At 71.4% G+C, this 18,836-nt stretch carries 18 protein-coding genes; 3 read left to right on the top strand and 15 right to left on the bottom strand.

Features of this window, described 5'->3' with window-relative positions:
- Nucleotides 1-16: 16 nt before the first annotated feature.
- The 9 genes from pstA to C503_RS0121120 form a co-directional block, all read right to left on the bottom strand.
- The gene (gene pstA / locus C503_RS40220; RefSeq protein ID WP_018684223.1) at nucleotides 17-1,300 is read right to left on the bottom strand and encodes a phosphate ABC transporter permease PstA; all 1,284 of its coding nucleotides are present in this window, start codon (nucleotides 1,298-1,300) and stop codon (nucleotides 17-19) included.
- Nucleotides 1,300-2,316 carry a phosphate ABC transporter permease subunit PstC gene (gene pstC, locus C503_RS0121155; protein WP_018684222.1) on the bottom strand — a complete coding sequence of 339 codons (1,017 nt, stop codon included), beginning with the start codon at nucleotides 2,314-2,316 and terminating at the stop codon, nucleotides 1,300-1,302. The genes pstA and pstC overlap by 1 nt, the downstream gene beginning before the upstream one ends.
- Before the next feature lie 157 nt (nucleotides 2,317-2,473).
- Nucleotides 2,474-2,842 (bottom strand): hypothetical protein, encoded by a 369-nt coding sequence (locus C503_RS0121150; protein WP_245572549.1) that lies wholly within the window; start codon nucleotides 2,840-2,842, stop codon nucleotides 2,474-2,476.
- A gap of 343 nt (nucleotides 2,843-3,185) precedes the next feature.
- Complete coding sequence (locus tag C503_RS0121145; RefSeq protein ID WP_245572548.1) at nucleotides 3,186-3,626, bottom strand: helix-turn-helix domain-containing protein; 441 nt, start codon at nucleotides 3,624-3,626, stop codon at nucleotides 3,186-3,188.
- 354 nt (nucleotides 3,627-3,980) lie between these two features.
- Nucleotides 3,981-4,253, bottom strand: coding sequence for a DUF202 domain-containing protein (locus C503_RS40215; protein WP_018684219.1), 273 nt, complete (start codon nucleotides 4,251-4,253; stop codon nucleotides 3,981-3,983).
- Entirely contained in the window at nucleotides 4,250-4,588 is a 339-nt protein-coding gene (locus C503_RS0121135; protein ID WP_033400855.1) for a YidH family protein, read from the bottom strand. The genes C503_RS40215 and C503_RS0121135 overlap by 4 nt, the downstream gene beginning before the upstream one ends.
- Before the next feature lie 108 nt (nucleotides 4,589-4,696).
- A complete protein-coding gene (locus C503_RS0121130; RefSeq protein ID WP_018684217.1) occupies nucleotides 4,697-5,620 on the bottom strand; it encodes a 1-phosphofructokinase family hexose kinase in 924 nt (307 codons plus the stop codon).
- On the bottom strand, nucleotides 5,617-6,480 hold the full coding sequence (locus tag C503_RS0121125; RefSeq protein ID WP_018684216.1) for a class II fructose-bisphosphate aldolase: 864 nt from the start codon (nucleotides 6,478-6,480) through the stop codon (nucleotides 5,617-5,619). Before C503_RS0121125 ends, C503_RS0121130 begins: the two co-directional genes overlap by 4 nt.
- A 1-nt stretch (nucleotide 6,481) precedes the next feature.
- Nucleotides 6,482-7,342, bottom strand: coding sequence for an SIS domain-containing protein (locus tag C503_RS0121120; protein ID WP_018684215.1), 861 nt, complete (start codon nucleotides 7,340-7,342; stop codon nucleotides 6,482-6,484).
- Between the two features lie 285 nt (nucleotides 7,343-7,627).
- On the opposite strand from C503_RS0121120, the gene C503_RS0121115 reads away from it, so the two are divergent.
- On the top strand, nucleotides 7,628-8,035 hold the full coding sequence (locus tag C503_RS0121115) for a hypothetical protein (RefSeq protein ID WP_018684214.1): 408 nt from the start codon (nucleotides 7,628-7,630) through the stop codon (nucleotides 8,033-8,035).
- A 103-nt stretch (nucleotides 8,036-8,138) separates the two neighbouring features.
- A complete protein-coding gene (locus C503_RS0121110; RefSeq protein WP_211222434.1) occupies nucleotides 8,139-9,014 on the top strand; it encodes an aminoglycoside phosphotransferase family protein in 876 nt (291 codons plus the stop codon).
- Nucleotides 9,015-9,219: 205 nt separating this feature from the next.
- On the opposite strand, the gene eda is transcribed toward C503_RS0121110, so the two are convergent.
- Both eda and edd read right to left on the bottom strand, forming a co-directional pair.
- Complete coding sequence (gene eda / locus C503_RS0121105; protein ID WP_018684212.1) at nucleotides 9,220-9,819, bottom strand: bifunctional 4-hydroxy-2-oxoglutarate aldolase/2-dehydro-3-deoxy-phosphogluconate aldolase; 600 nt, start codon at nucleotides 9,817-9,819, stop codon at nucleotides 9,220-9,222.
- Nucleotides 9,820-9,856: 37 nt separating this feature from the next.
- Nucleotides 9,857-11,719, bottom strand: coding sequence for a phosphogluconate dehydratase (gene edd / locus C503_RS0121100; protein ID WP_033400873.1), 1,863 nt, complete (start codon nucleotides 11,717-11,719; stop codon nucleotides 9,857-9,859).
- A 356-nt stretch (nucleotides 11,720-12,075) separates the two neighbouring features.
- Between edd and C503_RS0121095 the strand changes: the two genes are divergently transcribed.
- On the top strand, nucleotides 12,076-12,768 hold the full coding sequence (locus tag C503_RS0121095) for a FadR/GntR family transcriptional regulator (RefSeq protein ID WP_018684210.1): 693 nt from the start codon (nucleotides 12,076-12,078) through the stop codon (nucleotides 12,766-12,768).
- A gap of 384 nt (nucleotides 12,769-13,152) precedes the next feature.
- Here C503_RS0121095 and C503_RS0121090 read toward each other — a convergent pair whose 3' ends face one another.
- The 4 genes from C503_RS0121090 to C503_RS0121075 form a co-directional block, all read right to left on the bottom strand.
- Nucleotides 13,153-15,642, bottom strand: coding sequence for an FtsX-like permease family protein (locus tag C503_RS0121090; protein ID WP_018684209.1), 2,490 nt, complete (start codon nucleotides 15,640-15,642; stop codon nucleotides 13,153-13,155).
- Nucleotides 15,642-16,388 (bottom strand): ABC transporter ATP-binding protein, encoded by a 747-nt coding sequence (locus C503_RS0121085; protein WP_018684208.1) that lies wholly within the window; start codon nucleotides 16,386-16,388, stop codon nucleotides 15,642-15,644. The genes C503_RS0121090 and C503_RS0121085 overlap by 1 nt, the downstream gene beginning before the upstream one ends.
- 104 nt (nucleotides 16,389-16,492) lie before the next feature.
- Complete coding sequence (locus C503_RS0121080; protein ID WP_026316531.1) at nucleotides 16,493-17,749, bottom strand: DUF6923 family protein; 1,257 nt, start codon at nucleotides 17,747-17,749, stop codon at nucleotides 16,493-16,495.
- Entirely contained in the window at nucleotides 17,746-18,507 is a 762-nt protein-coding gene (locus tag C503_RS0121075) for a bestrophin-like domain (protein ID WP_018684207.1), read from the bottom strand. Before C503_RS0121075 ends, C503_RS0121080 begins: the two co-directional genes overlap by 4 nt.
- Nucleotides 18,508-18,836: the final 329 nt, after the last annotated feature.

Here is an 18,836-nt window from a genome sequence, read left to right as displayed (position 1 = left end):
TCGGTGCTGCGGTGGCTCATGCCGGTCCCGGATCCGGGTTCGTGGCGATGGGACTGTGCGCGATGGGGCTATGCGCGACGGGGTTATGCGCGACGGGGCCGGGCGCGCCGCGGTCGCGGGCGGCGCCGATGAACCGCTCGCGGTCGCGGGCCGAGGCGCGCAGGCCGCGACGCAGCTGGCCCTTGGAGAAGTTGCCCGCGCCCCGGCCGCCGAGCAGGCGGGCCAGCACGAACAGCACCAGCACCAGGGTGATCAGCACGACCGCGGCGCCGAACGCGCGGGTCTGCATGGTGTCCTCGGAGGAGGTCCACATCTGGTAGGTGGCCAGCGGCAGCGACACCTGCGCCCCGTCGAACGGGTTGAAGTTCAGGTACGGCGTGTACCCGGCGGCGATCAGCACCGGCGAGGTCTCACCGACGCCGCGCGCGGTGGCCAGCAGCACGCTGGTGGTCAGGCCGGAACGGGCGGTCGGCAGCACCACGTGCCAGGCGGTGCGCAGCTGCCCGGCGCCCATGGCCAGCGAGGCCTCGCGCAGCGACGAGGGCACCAGGCGGAGCACCACGTCCGCGGCCCGGATCATGATCGGCAGCATCATGATGCTGATCGCGCAGCCCGCGGCGAAGCCGGAGCGCTCGAAGCCGACCAGCAGGATCAGCGAGGCGTAGATGAACAGGCCCGCCACGATGGACGGCAGCGCGGTCATCGCCTCGACCACGGTGCGCACCAGCCGGGTGAACGCGCCCTTGGTCTCGTTGAGGAACACCGCGGTGACCAGCCCCAGCGGCACGGTGATGGTCAGCGCGATGGTGATCTGCTCCAACGTGCCGACCATGGCGTGCAGCACGCCGCCGAGCTCAAGCGGGTCCAGGGTGCCAGCCTCGGCCATGTCCTCGGTGTAGAAGTTGCCGAGGCCGAGCACGTCCCAGGCCATGATCACCGGGTAGATGACCACCGCCACCAGCGCGCCGATGGCCAGGATCGCGGAGCTGTGCACGACCGCGGACACCAGCTTGTCCCGGATGGTCAGACCGTTCTCCTCCAGGGACAGCAGCAGCGCGTAGATCCCGAGGAACAGCGGGTAGGCGATGGCGATGAAGCCGACCACCCCGGAGAACGGCGCGATCTGGTCGAACAGCAGCCCGGTCAGCGCCGCCGCCGACACCAGCGCGCCGAGCACGGCGACCACGTCGACGCGGTGGATCGAGCGGGTGTCCCGGCGCGTCTCCGGACCCGCGGGCGCGGGGTCGGGCGGCGGGGTGGCCGGTGCCGCCACCGGGCGCGTCTGTTCCACTGTGGACATCAGGCGTCGCTCCCCTGTCCGGACCGGCTGCGGGCGATCACCGCGGACGCGGCGAAGTTGACGACCAGGGTGAGCAGGAACAGCGCGAGGCCCGCGGCCATCAGCGCCTCCAGGCCGAACTCGCTGGCCGCGCCCCACTTCTGCGCGATCAGCGCGGAGACCGAGTTGGCCCCGTTGGCCAGGATGTGCGGCTGGATCAGGAAGATCGGCGAGATGATCATCGCCACCGCGATGGTCTCGCCGAGCGCGCGGCCGAGGCCGAGCATGGTGCCGCCGATCATGCCGCTGCGCCCGAACGGCAGCACCACGCTGCGGATCATGCCCCAGCGGGTGGAGCCCAGCGCGTACGCGCCCTCGCGCTCGCCGGGCGGGGCCTGGGTGAACGACTCGCGCATCACCGAGCAGATGAACGGCATGATCATGAACCCGACGATCAGCCCGGCCCAGAAGGTGGAGGTGGCGTAGACGTTCTCCGGCGCCAGCGGGTTGTTCGGGTCCGCCTCCGGCACGTCCAGGAACGGGATCCAGTGGAACTGGATGGACAGCCAGCGCGGGATGTCGATGCCCTCCCACTGCAGCAGCGTCGAGCCGAACAGGCCGTAGACGACGCTGGGCACCGCGGCCATCAGGTCGATCATGCTGGTGAGCGGCCGCTTCAGCCAGCGCGGCGCGTACTCGGAGATGTACAGCGCCATGCCGAGGGCCAGCGGGAAGGCCACCACCAGCGCCACCGAGGCGATCAGCAGCGTGCCGACCAGCACCGCGGCGATGCCGAAGTGGTGCGAGTCCGGCTCCCAGGTCTGCGTGCTGACGAAGTCGAACCCGGCCACCGAGATGGCGTGCAGGCCGTTGAAGAACAGGAACAGCCCGACCGTGGCCATCAGGCCGAGCACGGTGAACCCGGCGCCGCGCAGGCCCGCCCGGAAGACCCGGTCGACGCCGCCGGACGGCGACACGCGCCTGCGTGCGCCCTCGGGCGCCGCGAGGGCGTCGGGCACGCTGGTCATCTGGGTCATCTGGAGTTGCTCCGAAGTGGCAGAGGCGGTATGCGGAGCAGCAAAACCTGCCCAGTTGTCCTAACCCGGATGTGGTAGTGAACAACGGACGAACGCGACCGATTCTCGCTCCCGGGATAGGCCGAACGGCGCCCACGGGAATAGGCGGAACCGAGCATCAGAAATGCACCACTCGCGGCAGGTCCGCGATCCGGGAGCCTGCTACGAGATCGAGAAAACTACGGCAGGCGTACTGCGCCTGCACGCGCCGCTGGTAGCGGCGGCTGGACACCGCAAGATCGGCCCCGGCCAACCGGACCCGCCACGACCACAACTGGGATGCGGTCTCGCGCGCGGTGCTTGCGGACATCTCGGTGAGCCGTTCACGCAGTTCGACCAGTGCCCGTGAGCAGGTCTCGGCATCGGAGAAGAGGCTGGCCGCCTGGCCGAGGCTGCGGTTGTTCGCGGAGAGGAAGCGCCAGGTCACCGCCGAGTCGACGGATCTGTAGATCTGGAAGCGGGCGACGGCCATCGGGTTTTCTCCCATCGAACGATGCACCCCGACATCCGTGCGGAATCGTCTTGTTCGAGGATGGACGGGAGAAAAAGCACATACGTCGCCGAGGTTGCCATCACCCTCACAGCGGACGGCGCACACCGTACCGTCACAACTGGATACCGGTCGAGCCCGGACCGTCGCGAAAGCCGAAAGATCGACGAAAGAAAATCACCACCGCGTTGCCGCAAAAGAATCGCGGAACCGGAGCCGTCCGTACCGGATCAGTCACCGCGGTCCACTTCCGACGGCCACCGTACACTGTCCACAATGGTCGCGGGAATCGACCGTGGTCACGCCCGGTCGCTTCCCGGTCACGATTCCGAATGGACGGTCAGCCCGCGCGCAGCATCCGTACCAGGTCGACGGTGTTCAGCCCGCACAGCGCGGCGAGCGACTCCAGCGCGGCCAGGTCCAGATCGCGGCTCGCCGCCGCGTGCCTGGCCACCTCGGTGGCCGCCCAGCGCTGGGCCGGGACCAGCTCGGGCCGGTCGTCCTCGGCCAGCGTGGTCAGGTCGACCTTGAGCGAGGCCGGGTACTCCTCGTGGCTGACCTGGTCGTGCACCCGCTCCAGCAGGTCGTGCGGCGAGGCCTCCAGCGCGGTGCACAGCTGCACGAACCGCACCACGGTGCACGAGCGCGTACCGGTCTCATAGGACGCCAGCGCCTGCGCGGACAGCTCGTTGGGCAGCCGCTGCACCAATTGCGCCCGCGTCCACCTGCGCCGCATCCGCAGCTGCTGCAACTCGCGTCCGAGTGCGCGCTGGTATGCCACACCATCCACCGCCGTTCCCCCGTCCCACTCTGGAGGCCCTGTCCCTGACACGCGCTGACCTGCGATTTCCCCGATTGATGCCACGTTACGCACATTTGCTTTCGGCGCACCCGGTGCGACCGGACTGTTCCACCATCGAGTGAGACCACTGTGGGTGACGCACACGCTCCGTAGATTTCGGCGGGACCGTCCGATTACCGATCGGTAGGACTGGACCACCGCCCCGCCGGGCCCCGATACTGCCGGAGCACCACGGCCCCCGCATCGAGGCCCGTCGGCCCCCTCCTTCGACGGGGCGGGATCCGAGCGAGTGCGCGCCCGGGGCCGGTGGTGCCGCACCGGCCCCGGGGTCCTTCACCGCCCCAGCAAGCCGATCAACGCGATCAGTCCGGGCAGGACGACCAGCGCGCCCACCCACCACGGCATCGTCCGAACCAGACCGTCCCGGTACCGCCGCGATCCACACAGGACCAACCCGAGCGCGCAGAGGACGATCAACCCACCACAGACCATCCCGAACGGCCCGTGCGAGCCGTGCAGCAACAGCGCCCCCACACCGGCCGCCGAGAACCCCGTCCGCGTCCACGCCAGCCGCGTCCGCTCCGCCTGCAACCCCCGGTCGCTCACCGGCCCAGGAGCACCAGGACGAGCACCCCGACCGCGATCACGGTGACCCCGAACGCCACGAGCGGGATCTGCACCCCGGGCGGCAGCGCCTTCCCGAGCCTGATCGCCCGCTGCGTGACCCGCCACCGGTGATGACTCGCGGCGGCCAGGACGGTGCCGAGGACGATGAGGCCTATGCCTATGCCGTAGCGGAGGACCGGGAGGCCGGGAAGGTACTGACAGACGGCGACGCCACCGGCGACCAGGGCGAGGGCGGTGCGGACCCAGGCAAGGAAGGTGCGCTCGTTGGCGAGGGTGAACCGGTAGTCCGGCTCGTCACCCACGGGCTCGCCCATGGTGGGGATGGTAGGGGCACAGGGCCGTGAACAGCGGTTCTGTGCTGCTTCTCACCGGGTTCGTTACCCGTGGGTTACCGGACTATGGCGGAGTTCGAACAGTCGGAATCAGAGTGGGGAGACCTGGATGGAGTCCTGGACTTCGGCCAGTACCTCCGGATTGATCGTCCCCGCCAACGGCGCCGCAACCGCCGCAGCCGACCAGGCAACAGCAAGCCGTAGGCGTTCCGGCCAAGTAAGAGCCAGGTGGACGCCATTGGCGAGAGCAGCCACCGCAGCATCACCCGCGCCGGTCGGGTTGCCGGAAATACGACGAGGCGGAGTGGCTCGCCAGTCACCGTCTTCGGTGGTCGCGAGCATGCCGTCGGCGCCGAGGGAGACGACGACCGCGCCCGCGCCCATGTCACGTAATTCGTGGGCGCCCGCGAGTGGGTCTTCGATGCCGACGGCTTCCAGCAGTTCCTCGGCGTTCGGCTTCAGTACCGCCGCGCCCGCGCGGGCCGCCGCGCGCAGGACGGGGCCGCCTGCGTCGACGACAGTGGGGACGCCGACGCCAGCGGCGAGGGTGACCAGGTGTGCGTAGGTCTCGTCGGGGGCCTCGGACGGGAGGCTGCCCGAGCACACCAGCACGGTCGTCTCCGGCAGGTGTTCGCTGACCAGGTCGGTGAGTCGCTCCCAGTCGGCGGTCGACAGCGGGCCGCCGGGTTCGTTGAACATGGTGACCTCGTCGCCGTCCGCCCATTCGGTGGCGATGACGGCGATGGTCATGCGGGTGGCGGCGGCGACCGGCAGCAGGTCGTGCGGGACGCCGGAGTCGACGAGGTCGGCGCGGAGGGAGTCGCCGAGGATGCCGCCGACCGGGCCGAGGGCGAGGGTGGGGATGCCGCGTTCGTGCAGGACGCTGCTGACGTTGAAGCCCTTGCCGCCCGCGCGTTCGTGCACGGCGCGGATGCGGTGGGTGTGGCCGGGGCGCAGGCGGTCGACGCGGTAGCTGACGTCGAGCGCCGGGTTGCCGGTGACGGTGAGGATCATGCCGGGGTCCCGATCAGGTCGGCCGGGACCGCGTGCAGCAGTCCCAGCAGCCGGTCCACCTCGGTGGCGACCGCGTCGCGGGCCGGGCCGAGGTACTTCCTGGTGTCCACGATGGACGGGTGGGCGGCGAGCAGGTCGCGCACCCGGTCGGTGAACACGGCGTTGAGCCGGGTCGCGATGTTCACCTTGGTCATGCCCGCGCGCACCGCGGCGGTGAGGTCGTGGTCGGGCACGCCGGACGAGCCGTGCAGCACCAGCGGCACGGGCACCGCCGCGTGGATGGCGGCGATGAGGTCGAGGTCGAGCGCGGCGTCGCGGGTGGCCATGGCGTGTGAGCTGCCGACCGCGACGGCGAGCGCGTCGACCCCGGTCGCGGCGACGAACTCGGCCGCGGCGGCGGGGTCGGTGCGCGCGTGCGGGGCGTGCACGCCGTCCTTGCCGCCGATCTCGCCTAGCTCCGCCTCCACGAGCACGCCCGCGTCGTGGCAGCGGCGGGTGGTCTCGCGGGTGGCGGCGACGTTGTCGGCGTAGGGCAGCGTGGACGCGTCGAACATGACCGAGCCGACGCCCAGCCGGACGCCCTCGTCCACCAGCGCCGGGGTCTCGACGTGGTCGAGGTGCACGGCGACCGGCACGTCCGCGTCGCGCGCGGCGGCGAGGGTGGCGGCGGCGATCGGGGCGAGGGCGCCGTGGTAGCGCACGCAGTTCTCGCTGATCTGCAGCACGACCGCGGTGCCCGCCCGCTCGGCCCCGGCGACCAGGGCGTGCGCGTGTTCGAGCTGGACCACGTTGAACGCGCCGACCCCCAGTCCGGCGCGCGCGGCGGCACCGAGGATGTCGGCGGTGGGGACGAGCGGCATGTCAGGCGTCCGCGAGGATGACGGAGCGGGTCAGGTTGCGCGGCCGGTCCGGGTCGAGCCCGGCTCGCAGCGCGGTGTCGACGGCGACGCGCTGGGCGAGCACCAGGTGCGCCATCGGGTCCAGCGGCCCGCTCTGCACGAACGTGGCCCCGGTCTGCCGGACCTGCTCGGCCAACCCGTCCGGGGTCGGCCCGAGCATCCAGGTGACGCGGCCGGGCTGGGCGATGCTGATCGGCCCGTGCCGGTACTCCATCGCGGGGTAGGACTCGGCCCACGCGCCCGCGGCCTCGCGCAGCTTCAACGCGGCCTCGTGCGCGAGCCCGACCGTCCATCCGCGACCGAGGAAGGTGAACTGCTCCCCCACTGGCAGCTCGTCGACGGCCAGCATGGCGCGCGCGTCGGCGACGGCGCGGTCGAGAACCTCACCGAGGGAGGCGCGTAATAACGCGAGGGCCGTCGTGGCGAACCGGGTCTGCACGACGGACTGTTCGTCGGCGAAGTCGAGCAGGATCGTGCTGCCCGCCAGTTCGGCGGCGGGCGCGTCGGCGACCCCGGTGATCACGGTGGTCGGCGCGGTGGCCGACCGGAGCAGGTCGACGACCTCGGTGGTGGTGCCGGACCGGGTGATGGCGACGACGTGGTCGTAGTCGCGGGTCAACAACGCCTCGGACGCGGCGAACGCGTCGGTGCGCCCGTGCCCGGCCGCCTCCCGCAACGCGGCGTAGGCCATCGCGACGAACCAGGACGTCCCGCAGCCCACGACGGCCACGTTCGCCCCCGGGCGGACGACTTCCCGACCAAGCCCGGCGGCGCGCGCCCAGCAGTCGGGTTGGCTGCCGATCTCCGTCTGCACGAACGACACGAGTGACCTCCCCAGCTTCAGCCTCTGCTCATTACTGCTCGTTTGATGCGTCCATCATGCAGCTATGCGCAGTCAAGGGCAAGGATATCAGGCCGCTAGAGGTCGGATGTCTCAACCAATACGTCCATTCGGCCGGACGCCGGGGCAGCGCCGCCCGCCCGGCGGTGACGAGCCGCGACCGAACGGTCACGGCCACCGGATCAGACGCATCGGCGGCGGTCGCCCGACTCCTACGCTGGCCGATGTCGCCCTCCTCCACTCCCCATCGAGTCTTGGAGATCCCTTATGCGCACAGCAATCCGGCGTGCCTTCGCCGCCGTCGCCGCGACCGGCCTCACCTTCTCGGCCGCCGCCCCCGCATCGGCAAACCCACAACAGGCGATGTTCTGCCAGATCGAGAGCGGCTCCCGCACTCCGGGCAAATGCTCATACCAGGGGCAGAGCCAGTTCGGCTACCACGTCACCTTCGACCTGGACTGGCCGATCGCCGGGGCCAGGTACCGCTGGACGTATGGCGGGGGGACCCTCCTGTACGCGTGCTCCAACGTCGAACCCGCATGTGTACTGACCGTTGCCCCACGCCCCGGCGCGGCTCAGGCCACCGCCTCCGTGACCGCCACCTATCCGGACGGCACCACCAGGTTTTTCCGAGGCGATGCGTGCATGGCCGCCGGTGCCGGGTACTGCCAGTAGTGAGATCAGCCGAGACGTGTCGCGGCCGCATGCGACACGTCGTGCCAGCTCCCGGATAGCGTGTGGACGGACGTGGGTTCCGTGACCGCTGGGGGTTCTGGTGTTGACGATTCCGGTGCCGTTCGCCGAGGCGACGATCCGTCGGGAGGGCGAGGCCGGTCGGGCATGGGTCTCGGCGTTGCCCGATCTGGTCGCGGGGTTGTTGGACCGCTGGTCGTGCACGGCATCCGGGGAGGTCATGCACGGGTTCGTCGGCGTGGTGGTTCCGGCCGTGCGCGCCGACGGCTTCCCGGTGGTGCTCAAGGTCGGGTACCCGCTCAGTTACACGGCGGAACCGGCGGCTTTGGCGGCGTGGAACGGAAACGGCGCGGCGCGGTTGCTGGAACGCGATGATGACCGGTTCGCCATGCTGTTGGAACGTCTCCATCCATTGAAGACACCGATACCCGACCCGTTCACCGCCGTCGGCGCCCTGGCCAGACGTCTGGCCATCCCCGCGCCGCCTGGCCTACCGTCCCTTTCAGACAAAGCACGCGAATGGATCGAGATCGTCCCCGACCACGCCGCACGCCTGGGATCGCCCTTACCGCAACGCGTGATCGACACCGCCCTGGCCAACGCCCGCGACCTGGCCGAGGAACCGCACACGTCGCTGCTCCACGGTGACCTGCACTTCGGCAACATCATGCGCGCCGACGACGGCCTCCGCGTCATCGACCCGAACGGCCTCGTCGGCGACCCGGCCGCCGAACTACTCCCCCTGCTGCGTGGCGACTGGGCCGCCGTCGCCGCCGAACCGGACCTGCGCCGCGCCATGGACCGCCGGATCGCCGAGTTCGCGGCGGCGGCCGAGGTCGACCGCGACCGGGTGCGCCGCTGGACCCAGGCGCGGGCGACGGAGACGACCCTGTGGTCCCGCAGCCTGGGCGACCCGGCCTGGGTCACCGAGATCAGCGACACCATCGCCTCTCTACTGTGACTCCTGTCGGCCAATAGCCGCCGAGCCCTACTCCCGCCCGAGGTTATCCACAGGCAAGATCAACGCGAGCCCGAGCCGTCGTCCTTCCCCGGTAGAATGGAATCCGGGGGTCCCCAAGCGGTTGTCCACAGGGGCGTCAGCCATCCACAGGCGCGCCGGTCCGCTTGACAGACGGCCGACCATCACCGCACGAGCCGACAGACAATCACCGCAGGGCCGAGGCCTCCTTGGCGAGCCGCTCGATCTCGGCCGGGTCGGCGCCCGTGGGCGTGAGCCAGCTACCACCGACGCAGCCAACATTGGGCAGTGCCAGGTAGCTGGGCGCGGTCCTGACGGAGATGCCGCCCGTGGGGCAGAACCGCAGACCCGGCAACGGACCCGCGATGGACTTCAGGAACGCCGCACCGCCCGCGGCCTCTGCCGGGAAGAACTTCAGCTCCGTGTACCCAAGCTCGGCCAGCCGCATCGCCTCGGTGACGGTGGCCGCGCCGGGTAGTAGTGGCAGTCCAGTGTCGGCTGCCGCGTCCAACACGCGGTCAGTGCTGCCCGGTGTCACCAGGAACTGCGCCCCGGCCTCCAGCGCGGCGGCCGCGTGCTTGGGCGCGGTGACCGTGCCCGCGCCGACCACCGTGTCCGGCACCTCGGCGGCGATCCGCCGGATGGCCTCCAGCGCGGCCGGGGTGCGCAGCGTGACCTCGACGATCCCCACCCCGCCCCGCAGCAACGCGGCCGCCAACGGCACCGCCCGCTCGACGTCCTCGATCACCACGACCGGCACCACCGGTGACACGTCCAGCAGGCTCATCCGACGTTCTCCAACCCGGCTCGGCAATTCATCTCGGTCACGCGGTGTACTCCAGTTCGCGGTCGGCGGCGAAGGCCGGGCCGAACACGCTGGCGCCATGGTCGGCTGGGCCGACGGCGCGCCGCAGGGCGGTGAACAGCTCGCGGCCGGTGCCGGTCCAGGCGCCGTCCTCGGCTGGGGCGTCGACCGGCACGCGCGCGGCGAGCACGTCCGCGTCGACCAGGACGTCCACCTGGCCGCTGTCGGCGTCGAGCCGGACCAGGTCGCCGTCGTGCAGAAGGGCGATAGGGCCGCCCGCCGCGGCTTCCGGGGTGCAGTGGATGGCGGCCGGGATCTTGCCGGAGGCGCCGGACATGCGGCCGTCGGTGACCAGGGCGACGCGATGGCCGCGGCTCATCAGCGCGCTCAGGGCCGGGGTCAGCGCGTGCAGCTCGGGCATGCCGTTGGCGCGCGGGCCCTGCTGCCGCAGGACGATCACCACGTCCCGGTCCAGCTCGCCTGCCTTGAACGCCTCGGACACCGCCTCCTGCGTGGTGAACACGCGCGCGGGCGCCTGCACGACGCGGTGTTCGGCGGCGACGGCGGACACCTTGATCACCGCGCGGCCGAGGTTGCCCGCCAGCATGCGCAGGCCGCCGTCGGGGGCGAACGGGTCGGCGAACGGGCGCAGCACGTCCCGGTCGGCGCTGCGGCGCAGGCCGTCGCGCCAGGTCAGGACGCCGTTGTCGAGCACAGGTTCCTGGCGGTAGCGGTCCAGCCCCGGACCGGCCACAGTGGACACTTCGGCGTGCAGCAGGCCCGCGTCGAGCAGCTCGGAGATCAGGAACTGGACGCCACCCGCGGCGACGAAGTGGTTGATGTCGGCTTGGCCGTTGGGGTAGATACGGGCCAGCAGCGGCACGACCGCCGACAGGTCGGAGAAGTCGTCCCAGGTCAGCTGGATGCCCGCGGCGGCGGCGATGGCCACCAGGTGCAACGTGTGGTTGGTGGAGCCACCGGTGGCCAGCAGCGCGATGACGCCGTTGACGACCGCGCGCTCGTCGATCACCTGTGACACCGGCGTGTACTCCGGCCCTTGCGCGCTGATCGCGACCGCGCGGCGCCCGGCCGCCTCGGTGAGCGCGCGGCGCAGCGGGGTGCCCGGCGGGATGAAGCTGGCGCCGGGCAGGTGCAGGCCCATCACCTCGACGACCAGCTGGTTGGAGTTCGCGGTGCCGTAGAAGGTGCAGGTACCTGCCGAGTGGTACGAGGCCGACTCGGCGGCCAACAGGTCGTCACGCGTGGCGCGGCCCTCCGCGAACGCCTGGCGCACGCGGGCCTTCTCCGAGTTCGGCAGACCGGAGGCCATGGGACCGGCGGGAACGAGGATCGCGGGCAGGTGGCCGAAGGCGAGGGCGCCGATCAGCAGCCCCGGCACGATCTTGTCGCACACGCCGAGCAGCAGCGCCGCGTCGAACATGTCGTGCGCCAGCGCCACACCGGTGGCCATCGCGATGACCTCCCGGCTGAACAGGGAAAGCTCCATCCCCGCGCGCCCCTGCGTGATGCCGTCGCACATCGCGGGCACGCCGCCCGCGAACTGGGCGACGCCGCCGGACTCGCGGACCGCCTCCTTGATCCAGGCGGGGAACTCCTGCAGCGGCTGGTGCGCGGACAGCATGTCGTTGTAGGCGGACACGATCGCCACCCCGGGGACCGCGGTGCCCTTGACCGCTAACCGGTCGGGGCCCGCGCAGGCCGCGAAACCGTGCGCGAGGTTGCTGCACGCGAGCCCGGCGCGCATCGGGCGGGGGGAGGTGGCGGCGGCCATCCGGGCGAGGTAGTCGGCGCGGGTCACGGCACTGCGGGCCACGATCCGGGCGGTCACCTCGGCGACCACCGGGTTGGGGGGCACGCTCATGGTCATCTCTCCGGCCTCGTCGTCGATCGGTCTGCGGGCGCCGGGCTGTCGACTGCGTTGGCGATCCACCGGACGGGGCGGTGCCGACCGTACCCAGCGCCCGAGCCCACTGTCAAAATCGATTCAGCCCGAATCGGGGTCGATCGCGCCAGTTGGTCTAGACATCTTGTTCCCCGCTTCATCCTACATTTGCCCAGCTCACCCCTGAAGGATTGATTGGGGGTTGGCAGGTTCTCATTGTCAAACAATCCAATGATTCAATAGGAGGATTGTTGAACAAAGAGACGATCCGCAGCCGACTCACGACGTGGGGCGCGGGCCGTGAGAAGGTGTCGCCGACGAGGAGAGGGGACGGGGTGTCCAACGAGCGGGCCGGGCGGTCGTTGCTCCGGCAGGAGGTCACCGAGCGGATCAAGCGCTACATCCTGGACAACCGCCTGCGACCGGGCGCGCCGCTGCCGACCGAGAACGAGCTGTGCGCGGCCCTGGGCGCCTCCCGCTCCAGCGTCCGCGAGGCCATCAAGACCCTGGACGCGCTGGACATCGTGGAGGTCCGGCACGGGCACGGCACCTATGTCGGCAGCCTCAGCCTGTCCGCCCTGGTGGAAGGCCTCACCTTCCGTGGCCTGCTGAGCCCGGACGACGAGTTCGGCGTCCTCGCCGACCTGGTCGAGGTCCGCGAGCTCTTCGAACGCGGCAACGCCGCCCGCATCGTCGGCGCACTCGACGGCGACCACCTGGACCACCTGGACGAGCTGGTGGAACGCATGGCCGCGGGTGACGACGTCCTCGCCGCCGACCGGGACTTCCACGCCATGCTGGTCCGCCCCATCGGCAACGAACTGGTCAGCCAGCTGACCCACGCGTTCTGGGACGTGTACGCGACTGTCGCACCGCACCTGGGAATGCCGAACGAGGACCACCACACCGCGGCGCTACACCGCGCGATCGCCTACGCGGCACGGGTCGGGGACCTCGACGGGTTCGCGGAGGCGGTGGAGGAGCACTACGCCCCGATCCGCCGCCGAATCACCCTCGCCCGCACCTGACCCGACCGCACGGCAGCCCAGCCACACCCCAGTATCGACGAAACCCCAGTATCGACGAACCCCACGACCGGCGAACCCGGCCCCTACCGGCACTCGCCCACGCGCCCGCAGAGGTCCCCTTCCACAGGGGATCCCCTATTTCTCCATTATACCGGGGAAACCGCCGACCCCGGGGCAAAGACGATCTTGCCTGTGGACAACTCGGGCGCAGGCCGCGATCGACGGAGCGACATCGCCGACGAGGACTGCCGCAACCCCGACACCCGTCCACCCGCAGGCCGCGCCACGCGAAAACCCCACGGTGCCAACGAATCCACGTCCACAGCACAGGGTGGGGGACCTCGCCCGAGGTGTGAGTGGCTTGGGCGAGGTCCCCCGGTCCGGTCAGTCCGGTAGCGACGCGGCGTCGACCGGACGGGTGCGGGTGGCGGTCCAGGTGGGCAGCAGGGTGGCCAGGACGACCAGCAGCGACATGCCGCCGATGATCGACAGGTAGACCCACAGCGGCCCGGTCGGCCAGATCGTGCCCGCCGAGGTCAGGGTGAACGGCACCAGGGTGGCGGCCGAGACCAGGGTGCCCAGGACGACGCCGATGAGGGCGATGACCAGCGCCTCCATGCCCATCATGCGCAGCACCTGGCCCCGGCTGGAGCCGGTGAGGCGTTGCAGGCCGAACTCGCGGCGGCGCTTGACCGTGGCCATGACCAGCGTGTTCACCACCGAGATCACCGTGTAGGCCATGATCATGCCGACCAGGATGTAGTTCACCCACTCGCCGACCGCCTGCTTCTCCTCGAACGCCGCGGTCAGCGTGGCGCGGTCGCCGACGATCGCGCCGGGGACCGAGGCGGCCAGGGCCGCGGCCGCGGACACGTCGCCGCGGAGCAGGATCTGGCCGGGCAGGCCGTTGGTGGTGTGCGGCAGGACCAGGTCGGCGGGCATCAGCACGGTCTCGAAGCCGGTGACGCCGGTGAACGTGGCCGCGACCGTGACGTCCTGGACCGCGCCGTCGCCGAGCCGGACCCTGACCCGCTCGCCGACCTTCAGCTCAAGCGAGTCCGGGAACGCGCCGGTGGCGCCGACCAGCCGGTCCAGCGAGCCGCCGGTGACGGTGAGCGCGGTGGTCTCGGCGATGTCGCCGCCGACACCCTGGACCGGGTAGCCGTCGTCCTCCGAGGAATCCGGGATGGGGTCGATGACGAACACGCGCGAGGTGACCAGTTCGGACGCCGCCGTGACTCCGGGGGTGTGCCGGGCGCGGGCGAGCAGGTCGCGGGGCAGGCCGCCGCTGGTCGAGGCGATCACCGCGTCCGAGCGCAGGGTGGCCGCGTAGGCCTCGCGGGACTGCTGGCCCATGGTGGTCTGCAGGTAGATGTTGGCGGTGGTGACGCCGACCGCGAGCATGATCGGCACGACCGCGGCGGCCAGCCGGACCGTGCGGGCGCGGGCGTTGAGCAGGCCGAGTTCACCGGGGATGCCCGCGAAGGCGCGCAGCGGCCAGCGGACCAGGCCGAGTACCGCCTTGGTCAGCGCCGGAGCGGTGAGCGCGACCGCGATGGCCCACAGCATCACCGACGGGCCCGCCGTGCTGGCCGCGATCGGGCCGTCCATCACCGTGATGGTGACGATCAGCAGCGCCAGGCCGCCACCGAAGGCCAGGGCCGCGATGATCGCCCGGGGCACGCTCAGCCAGCGCGTCTCCAGCGCGGCGTCGGCCAGGGCCTCGGTCGGTCGGGTGCGCCCGGCGCGGCGGGCGGTGAGGTAGGCGGCGCCCAGGGCGGTCAACAGGCCCGCGCCGACGGTGATGACCATCGGGATCCAGCCCTGGTGGAACGCCATCTCCGGCGGCACCACGCCGCGCTGGGCGAGCTGCTCGTAGAGGACCTTGCCGAGAAAGCGCCCGGGGATGCAGCCGAGCAGGGTGGCGAACACGGCGACGACCATCGCCTCGGACAGCACCATGCGCCGCAGTTGGCCCGGTGTCGTGCCGATCGCGCGCAGCAGCGCCAGTTCGCGGCCGCGTTGCTGCACGGACAGGCCGAGCGTGGAGGCGACCACGAACATCGCGACCATCATGGCCAGGCCGCCGGTGACGCCCGCGAGCGCGATGAGGCCGGTGCTCATGGTCCGCGCCTCCGGCAGTTCCGCCAGCCCTCGGTCGTCGTCGGCGAGCACGTCCAGCTCGCCCGCCGGGCGCAGGTGGCCGAGTCGTTCGGCCAGGCCGGTCAGGTCCGTTCCCGGCTCGGCGACCACCGCGACACTGTCCACACCGGACTGTCCAGACAACGCGGGAACATCGGCGGCGGCGAAGAACAGCGCGGCCTCGGTGCCGGGCATGTCGGCGGACCCGCTGACGGTGAACTCCCGCGCGCTCCCCCGTGCCACCACGGTGACCCGGTCCCCCGGCCGTGCCATCCCCGGCGCCACGACGACCTGGCCCGCGCGCGGTTCCGCGCCATCGAGCCGGTAGTGGCCGACGCGGGTGGCGTCCCAGCCGAGTCCGGTGCTGACAGGGCTTCCCGTGACCCGCACCGGGAACGACACGTACGGCACCGCGTCGCGCACCCCGGACACGCCACGCGCGGCCACCACCAGGTCGCGGTCCAGACGGACCCGCTCGGTCAGCTCGGCCGTCTCATACTTGATCTTGGGATCGTCCGAGGAACCCGCCTCACGGGGCATCTCGAACGTCTGCGGCGCCACCACCTGCAGGTCGGCGGCGGTCATCCGTTGCGGCGGCACGGCGGTGCGGATGCCGGTCTCCATCAGCCCGGCGGAGGCCAGCACGAGTGCCGCGCCGAAGAACAGGGCGACGAAGGTGCCCAGGAAGCCGCCCTTGCGGAACCGCAGGGTGCGCATGGCCAGGCCGAACATCAGGCCGCCCCCGCCCAGGCGCCCAGGTGGGTCATCCGCTCGGCGACCGTCTCCGGGGTCGGCCGGTGCAGCTCGTCGACGAGCCTGCCGTCGGCGAGGAACACGACGCGGTCGGCGAACGAGGCGGCGACCGGGTCGTGGGTGACCATGACGATGGTCTGCCCGCCGTTGCTCACCGACTGCCGCAGCAGGCCGAGGACCTCGCGCGCGGTGCGGGTGTCCAGGGCGCCGGTCGGCTCGTCGGCGAAGATCACCGCCGGTCGGGTGACCAGCGCGCGGGCGATGGCGACGCGCTGCTGCTGGCCGCCGGAGAGCTGGGCGGGCCGGTGCCGCAGCCGCTGGTCGAGCCCGACCCGGCCGACGACCTCGGCGAGCGCGGCCTTGTCGGCGTGCCGTCCGGCCAGGCGCAGCGGGAGGGTGATGTTCTGCGCGACGGTGAGCGCGGGCAGCAGGTTGAACGCCTGGAAGATGAAGCCGATCTTGTCGCGGCGCAGCCGGGTGAGGGCCTTCTCGCGCAGGCCGGTCAGTTCGACGCCGTCCAGCTGGACGGAACCGGCGGTGGGCCGGTCGAGTCCTGCCGCGCAGTGCAGGAAGGTGCTCTTGCCCGAGCCGGACGGCCCCATCACGGCGGTGAAGGTGCCCTGCCGGAAGCCGATGCTCACCCCGTCGAGCGCGGCGACGGCCCCGTTGCCCTTGCCGTAGGTCTTGCGCACCTGTTCGAGGCGCACAGAGTCGATCACGGTCATTCACCCCAGCCTTCACCGGTTCCGCTCTGGACTGGGTTTGACGTTATGGCCGCCACCAGCGCGAACCCATGGCGCTGGCCGGTGAGTCGATGGTGGGGCTGTCCCTACCTCCGGCGGCGACCGGCGGCCGCGGCGGCACCCGCGCCGATGATGATCACCAGCATGGTCACGCCCCAGCGCCGCTTCTCCTGGGTGCTGTGGTGGGCGCTGTTCACGTGCGGGGCCGCGACCGTCGGCGGTGGTTTGCGGAAGGTGGCACGCGCGGCCGGAACCGGGGGCGCGGGCACCGGCGGTGGGACGGCCGGGGGCACGGCGGGCGGGGGTGGCGGCACGACCGGGATCGGCGTGGGACTGATCACAGTGGACGTCACGCGCGGCGGCGGTGGCGTGGTCGTGCGGGCCGCCGGGGGTGGCACGGGTTGCTGCTGCGGCGGGCTGGGCGGCGCGGTCGTGGCGGGGGCGATGCCGGGCAGGCAGGAGGTGGCGTCCGCGGAGGAGACCGCCGCCCAGGTGGCGATCGGATCGACGTGCGCGTTCGGGTCCAGCCCGACCCGGTAGAGGCGGGCGGCACCCTCGACCCGGTTGGCGCCCGCGTAGAGGGCGTCGTCCGGGCCCATGACCACCATGCCGTAGGAGCTGCTGCCGGGCAGCGCAGGCGCGTCCACACGCGACACCTGGCCGCTGGTCAGGTCGATCCGCACCACCCTGGCGTGCTCGTGGTCGGCCGCGCTCACCCCGTAGGCGAGGCCGTCGCCCGCGCGCACGTCGAAGTCGTCGACGTCGCTCGCCAGGCCGCCCGGCCACATCGGGGTGCTGCCGACGAGCGCCATGTAGTCCGGACTGCTGGGGTTCAGGTCGATCCGGTAGAGCGTGGCGGCCTCGCGGATGACCAGCGTGTTGCCCACCATCGTGCCCGCGGTGACGCTCATGAACCGGTCGTGCGGGAACACCAGGTCGTTGTTGCTGTGCACCTGGCCGTAGTCGACGACGCTGCCGTTGCCGCTGATGGCGACGACGTGCGCGCCGTTGGTGAACGACCCGTGCGCGTCGCGGGTCGCCAGGCCCCACAACGTGTTCAGCGGCACCGAGTAGCCGATGGCGTTGACCCGGTAGCCGAGGGTGGCGACCCGGGTGACGGTGTCGTCGGCGAGGTCCACCTTGCTCAGCACGGACAGCCCGGAGTCGGGGCTGTGCACCCGGTAGAAGACGCAGTCGGTGCCCCGGGGCTGGGCGGCCTCGCCCTCGGCACCGCGCAGCACGACCCCGGCCGCGCCGACCACGCACGCCACGCCCGCGGCCGCGAGCACCACGCGCTTGTCGAGCGCGGCGGCCGTCCTGCGGTGCTTCCTGCCGGGGCTCACTGGAGCCTGGCCTGGGCGCTTTCGAACGCGGCTGGCTCGATCTTGGCGCCGCCGCTGTAGGGGTTCTGCAGCTGGTGGGTGGCGAACAGCAGCAGCGACAGGGTGCCCGCGAGAATCGACACGATGACGATGTGCGTGACCGGGCGCGGACCGCCGAACATCAGCGGCAGCGCCACGGACATGACGCTGCCCGCGATCAGCGCGAACCACAGCACGTCGCTGATGCCGTTGCCCGCCGCGTTGAGCCGGTCCTGCCTGGCCTGGTAGACCTCCCAGAGCTTGTTGGCCGCGTCGGACTTCTCGTCGTTCTGCCAGTCGTCGGTGGCCTGGGCCTTCGCGACGGCCTGCCGCATCCGGTCCAGGGTCTGCCAGCCGTCGCCGGAGACGTCGTCGTCGCCCTGCACCAGGTCGGGCCACTCCTGCTGGATCACGGTGTTGAGGTAGGTCGCGGTGAGGTCGTGCAGCTCGGTGCGGGTCGGCTCGCCGAGCGAGTCGGCGGCCCACTGGGCGGCGACGAGGTTGTCGGCCTCCCGGTAGGAGTCCTCCTCGGCGGCGTCGGTGGCGTCGAACAGGGAGATCAGCACGAACGCCAGCAGCACCGCGTGCAGGCCGCCGACGATGGTGAACACCTGGCCTGCGGCCTCGTTGTTGTCCATCGTGCCCTGGGTCTCGCCGATCCGGCGGATCAGGTAGGCGACCGCGGCGGTCACCACGGCCGCCCCGACGACCCACAGCAACCCGGTGACGTAGATGTTCATGCCGTCTTCCCTTTCCCGGCCCGGTTCCCCGGGTCGGCGCACCGATCGAACTCCGGTTCCCCGCCGGAAATGTGAAAGCGAGCGCGTTTCATGGCCCGCGCGCGATGCGTGAACTCTGCCGGACAATCGGCTCGGAACGCGCGTCCAGAGTGACGGAACTACTCGATCGGATTACCTGCCATCGTGATTTCCCGCCGGGGTCGAGTCCACAAGGTAGTGAGCCACCCGGAAATAGCCCAGGGTCGCGCCCCGGAAGCGCCCGTTCGGTGGCACCAGGCCACCGGGAGGGGGGAGCGGGCCGCCGGATCGCTCGCCGGGCGTGTGCTCGC

The sequence above is a fragment of the Actinokineospora enzanensis DSM 44649 genome (assembly GCF_000374445.1).
Taxonomy (GTDB): domain Bacteria; phylum Actinomycetota; class Actinomycetes; order Mycobacteriales; family Pseudonocardiaceae; genus Actinokineospora; species Actinokineospora enzanensis.
Note: the sequence above shows the minus strand (reverse complement) of the source record. Positions and strands in the feature narration are given on the sequence as shown.